The following is a 5,608-nucleotide window of genomic DNA, read 5'->3' as shown; positions in this document are numbered from 1 at the left end:
GGCGGCGATCCTGTCCGAGACCCAGTCGCGGGCGCTCAACGTGCAGCTTGCCGAACTCGCGCTGCTGCGGCTCGGCGCGCGGCCGTTCCACATCGTGGTGCCGAGCCCACGCAACCGGCATCCGGTGCCGGTGCGCTCGACCGGCGCCAGCGAAGCCATCGGCGGGCGTGGCCCCGTGATCGGCGCGCTTGGAGCCGCCGGCTTCGTGGTCGACTGCACCATCGAGGGCCTGATGCATGCACCCGAGACGCCGGCGATCCTCAAAAGCGGTGCGCGTATCCTGGTGATCTCGAACGAGCACCCCGAGGCGCTCGAACGCATGGCGCCGGACAGCGCGCTTGAAACGCGCGTGCGCGCGGCCGCGAAACTCCTGCGCTCCTCGAAGCGCATGACCGTGACGTCGCCGGGCGGCACCGATCTCGAAGTCGATATGGCGGGCGCGCCGACCGTCGGCATCTGGGGCTGGACCGAGAAGCCGGGCACGCTCGCGCATTGGCCGGGCGGCATCGTGGTGAGTTTCCCGAAGAGCAAAACCATCAATGGCACGCTGGTGATGGACGCCGGCGATATCAACCTCACCTTCAAGCGCTATCTGACGTCGCCGGTGCGGATGGTGCTGAAGGACGATTACGTCGTCGAGCTGACCGGCGAGGGGGCCGATGCGGAGATGATGAAGCGCTACCTCGCTGCCTGGGGTGACAAGGAAGCCTATGCGGTGTCGCATGTCGGCTGGGGCATGAATCCCAATGCGCGCTATGAGGCGCTGGCGATGTACGACCAGCGCGATACCAACGGCACCGAGATCCGCGCCGTGGCCGGCAATTTCCTGTTCTCGACCGGCGCTAACGAATTCGCCGGGCGCTACACGGCCGGGCATTTCGATCTGCCGGTGATGAACACCACGGTCGAACTCGACGGCGTGGTGGTGATCAAGGCCGGCGTTCTGCAGGATGTATTCGGGTAGTCAGTCCCGAACGACACTCTCTCGTTCGTCATGGCCGGCGCTATGCCGGCCATCCACGACAGCGCGTGACATCGTGGATGGCCGGGACAGGCCCGGCCATGACAGAGTTACAATTTCGACGATGTCGTAAATTGCGTCACAGCACCGGCGGCTTTGCGAGCTCAAAGTGCCGCAGCAGATCCACGAATGCCGCCAGCCGCTGCTCGCGATAGGCGTCGACATCCATGCCGGCGTAATCGAGAAAACCTTCGCCAGAGCGCAGGCCGACTTTGCCTTCGGCCATGTTGCGGCCGATGATGTCCGGCGCGGCGTAGCGATCGCTGTTCAGCGCACCGGTGAGATACTGGCTGGCATAGTGCAGGATATCGCCGCCGCCCCAGTCGATGAATTCCAGGAGGCCGAGCACGGCGAAGCGGAAGCCGAAGCCGTATTTGATCGCCTTGTCGATATCGGCGGCGGAGGCGACGCCTTCCTCGACCATGCGCGCGGCCTCGTTCATCGCGAGAGCCTGAATGCGCGGCACGATATAGCCGGGCGTCGCAGCGCAGACCACGGGCTTCTTGCCGATGCCTTCGAGCAGTTCGATGACTCGCGCGGTGATGGCCGGATCGGTCGCCTTGCCCGGCGAGAGTTCGACCAGCGGCACCAGATAGGCCGGGTTGAGCCAGTGCGCATTCAGGAAGCGCTCGGGATGCGCGACCGCACTCGAAATGTCATCAACCAGAATGGTGGATGTCGTTGAGGCGATGATTGCATTCGGCCCTGCAAGCTGCGACGCCTTCGCCAGCGCCTCACGCTTGAGGTCGAGCACTTCCGGCACGCCCTCGAAGATGATCGCGGCGCTCGATAGCGCGGCCGCGGCGCCGGTCTCCGGCACCACGCTGACGCGGGCCATCAGCGTCTCGACATCGGCCGGCGTCAGCAGACCAAAACGCGACAGCGAGGCAAACGTCTTGCGGATCTCGCCGAGCGCTTCGGCTTCGAGTCCTGCGAACTTGTCGGTGTCGCGCGCCTTGAAATCGACGATGGCGACGTCGTGCCCGGCATAGGCGAAGGCCACCGCAATGCCGCGGCCCATGCGGCCGGCGCCGAGGCAGGCGATGGTGTCGCGCGAAGTCATGACGCAAAACCTTCGCGCAGCAGCTTGAGCAGGCCGTCGCGGTCGAGATCGCCGAAGCCGAGCGAGGCCAGCGTGCGGCCGCCCTGCAGAAAATTCTCGCCGCAAATTGCGCCGCCGATGGCGAGGAAGGCCTTGATCAGCGGCGTGTCGGTGCCGGCGAGTGTCGCGCAGGACAGGAAGAACGACAGGCCGACGCGCAGATCCTCGCGCATGTAGCGGTGCTCGCGCAACACGATGTGCTCGCGCCAGTCGCCGGAATCGGTGAGGCGGTCGTGCGAGCCGCGGCCATACATCCATTCCTCGCCCTCGCTGGCGTAATGATGCGCCAACGGGAAATGCGGGCCGTGGTAACCGAAGGTCTCGCGCACGGCGATGCGCTCGGCATCGAGCGCGTCAGTGACGCGGCGGATTGAGGGCTGCGTGCCTTCCTTGTGGATGTCCCAGGTTTCGAAATGCTCCAGCGGCCCAGCATTCATCACGATCAGCGGCGGGTGGATGACCGGGCCTGCATTCATCAATGCGCCGGACAAAGCATCGCCGCAGGGCTCGATCACCCCGGGGAAGGCCCGGTCGATCACCTTGCAGGCGTGGTCGGACAGCGCCAGCGGAAACACGCCGGTCGGCAGTCGCTTGGCGCGGATGGTGATCGATACCTCGAACGGGCCGTGCTTGCGCGCCAGCCAGGGCAGGGTGCCGGTCTCGGCAAAAGCTATGCGGGCATGGTTGCCGGCGTCATGGGCGGCCTTGGCGAAGATCATCGAGCCGAAGGTCGCCGGCGGCAGATACACCACTTGGCCGTCCGCGAGATGCGGCGCCAGCACGCGGGCAATGTCGGGTTGCGCGAATGCGGGAGCTGGGCACAGGATCAGTTCGGCATCGCGGATCGCTTCCGCGATATCTGTGGTTACGAGCGTCAGTTGGGTGTCGAGCGTGCCCTGCGCGTTTTTGACGACAATGCGCGAGCCGGCAGCGCGGTGCGCGGTGACGGCGTCCTTGTCGCGACGCCAGAGGCGGACGTCATGGCCCTGCAGGGCGAAGTCACCTGCGGCGGCGAAGGAACCATTGCCGCCGCCCAGAACTGCGATCTTCATTGTTGAACTTTCTTTCTTACAAGCTGCATCCCCAGCCACTCCCTCATCCTGAGGAGCGCGCTCTTGCGCGCGTCTCGAAGGATGCGTGGATGGATGTGACCTTGCGTCTCATGGTTCGAGACGGCGCCGAAGAGGCGCCTCCTCACCATGAGGGGGTGAGTTCGCGGCATCATTCTGGAGCGTCCGCGCTCTGCTTCAGTTTGAAATGCTGGACCTTGCCGAGCGCGGTGCGCGGCAGATCGGTGACAAAGATGATGTCGCGCGGCACCTTGAAGCGGGCCAGTTGCGTCAGCACATGGGCGCGCAGGGCTTCGGCCGTGCAATGGCATTCCGGCCGCAGCAGGACATAGGCGACCGGCACTTCCTGCCATTTCGGATCGGGCACGCCGATCACGCCGACTTCGGCGACATCGGGATGCTCGAGCAGCACGCGCTCGATCTCGGCGGGATAGATGTTCTCGCCGCCGGAGATGATCATGTTCTTCTTGCGGTCGTGGACCCAGAAGTAGCCGTCGGCGTCGCGGGTGCCGATGTCGCCGGTGCGGTACCAGCCGTCATGCAACGCCTCGCGCGTGGCGCTCTCATTGCCCCAATATTCGAAGAACACGTTTGGGCCGCGCACGGCGATCTCGCCGGCGCTGTGTGCGGGCTGTTCGACGCCGGTATCATCGACGATCCTGGCTTCGCAGCACAGGCCCGGCAATCCCGTCGAGCCGGTTCGGGACAGGTCGCCGCCCAGCCTTGTGTAGACCGAGATCGGGCAGGTTTCGGTGGAGCCATAGACCTGCAGTACCGGGATATCGCGCGCGGTGAGGCGGGCGATCAGATGCGGCGGCACGATTTGCGATCCGGTCGACACCGCCTTGAGGCAGGACACGTCGGTCGAAGCCCATGATGGGTGCTCGGTCATCGCCTGGATGATCGCCGGCACCCATACGGTGAGCGTCGGCCGTCGATCGACGATTGCGGCGAGTGTTGAGTCCGGCGTGAAGCGGGCGTGGATCGTCACGGTGGCACCAAAATGCAACGCCGGCGTGGTCTGGATGTTGAGCCCGCCGACATGGAAGAACGGCAGCACGGTCAACACGTGATCATCGGAGGTGAGGCCATGCATGTGCTGGCTCATTACGCCGTTCCACAGCAATGCCTCCTGGCGCAGCACGGCGCCCTTGGGCCGGCCGGTGGTGCCGGAGGTGTAGACGATCAGCAGCGGGCAGGAGAGGCCGGTATGCGGATTGCGGCCGTCGCCGCTGGCTTTTGCGAGCAGCGCGTCGAACGTCTCGCCGGCGGGCGGTGTGAAATCGAGCGCGATGATGCGGGTGTCGGGCAGGCTCTCGGCGAGCGATGGCAGGATCGCAGCGAACGCCTGCTCAAGCACCAGCACCTTCACCGAGGCATCCGACAGGATAAACAGTTGCTCTGCTACCGCCAGCCGCCAGTTCAGCGGCACCAGCATCGCGCCGAGCCGCGCGCAGGCATAAAGCAGCACGAGATAGTCCGGGCGGTTGAGGCTGAGGATCGCGACACGATCGCCTCGGCCGACATGGCACTCGGCCTTCAGCGCTTTCGCCGTGGCCTCGATGCGCGCGTGGAACGCGGCATGGCTGAGCGTCTCGCCCTCGAAGTGAACCGCGGGCTTGTCCGGCGTGAACGCGGCGTTGCGGGCGATGAGATCAGAGAGGTCCACGATGCGATGTCCGGAGTTGGTGAGGGCTCGTAGAAGAGAACGTCATTGCGAGCCAGCGAAATTCGCCCGTTGGCGAACTTCGCTGAGCGAAGCAATCCAGAAGGCCACAAATGCCGGAAGAGCTGGATTGCTTCGTCGCAAGGGCTTCTCGCAATGACGGCTGCGCGTGTCGTGCGTCGTGTCTTTTTACTCGTCCTTCTCTCCCGGTTCGTACAGCGCGTCGCGACCGATGCGGTCGAGACACAGCTCTGCGGTCCAGGGCAGCATCAGGGCGCCGCAGCGGCTGTCGCGGTAGATCCGCTCCAGCGGCAGCGACTTCAGCATCGCCTGGCCGCCGCAGGTGCGGATCGCCAGCGTGGCGATCTCGTTGGCGCCTTCCATCACGGAATACTGCGCCGCATAGGCGCGCAGCACCTGCTCCTTGCTCGGATTGGCGCAAGCCTCGGTGACCGCCTGGAACCAGATGCCCTTGATCTGCTCCAGCTTGATCTGCATCTGCGCCACCGCGATCTGCTTGGTCGGATACATCCGGCGCTTCACCGGCGGGGTGCCCGGCATCTCACCGCGCAGATAACGCACGGTGAAATCGTAAGCCGCCTGCGCCAGGCCGACATAGGTGGGCGACAGCGTCAGGAACATATGCGGCCAGCGCATCGCGGCCTGAAAATAGACGCCGCGCGGCATCAAGGCCGCATCTTCCGGCACGAACACGTCCTTGAAAAGCAGCGTGCGCGAGACCGTGCCGC

Annotated in this window: 5 protein-coding genes; 1 reads left to right on the top strand and 4 read right to left on the bottom strand. The window is 65.2% G+C overall.

The features are described 5' to 3' along the window. A partial coding sequence (locus JWQ24_RS00365; RefSeq protein WP_299803001.1) for a peptidase M29 occupies window positions 1–964 on the top strand: 964 nt, incomplete at its 5' end. 136 nt (window positions 965–1,100) lie between these two features. On the opposite strand, the gene JWQ24_RS00360 is transcribed toward JWQ24_RS00365, so the two are convergent. From JWQ24_RS00360 to JWQ24_RS00345, 4 genes are all read right to left on the bottom strand, one after another. Beyond that, a complete protein-coding gene (locus tag JWQ24_RS00360) occupies window positions 1,101–2,084 on the bottom strand; it encodes a 3-hydroxybutyryl-CoA dehydrogenase (protein WP_299803000.1) in 984 nt (327 codons plus the stop codon). Next, complete coding sequence (locus JWQ24_RS00355; RefSeq protein ID WP_299802999.1) at window positions 2,081–3,175, bottom strand: NAD/NADP-dependent octopine/nopaline dehydrogenase family protein; 1,095 nt, start codon at window positions 3,173–3,175, stop codon at window positions 2,081–2,083. Before JWQ24_RS00355 ends, JWQ24_RS00360 begins: the two co-directional genes overlap by 4 nt. A 169-nt stretch (window positions 3,176–3,344) precedes the next feature. Then, window positions 3,345–4,862, bottom strand: a complete 1,518-nt coding sequence (locus tag JWQ24_RS00350; protein WP_299802998.1) for an AMP-binding protein — start codon at window positions 4,860–4,862, stop codon at window positions 3,345–3,347. A gap of 186 nt (window positions 4,863–5,048) precedes the next feature. Further along, window positions 5,049–5,608, bottom strand: a 560-nt coding sequence (locus tag JWQ24_RS00345; RefSeq protein WP_299802996.1) for an acyl-CoA dehydrogenase, incomplete at its 5' end; no start/stop codon positions are given.

It is taken from the genome of Tardiphaga sp., from assembly GCF_028290495.1.
GTDB lineage: Bacteria > Pseudomonadota > Alphaproteobacteria > Rhizobiales > Xanthobacteraceae > Tardiphaga.
The sequence above is the reverse complement of the archived record's forward strand: the minus strand, read 5'-3'. Positions and strand labels throughout refer to the sequence as shown.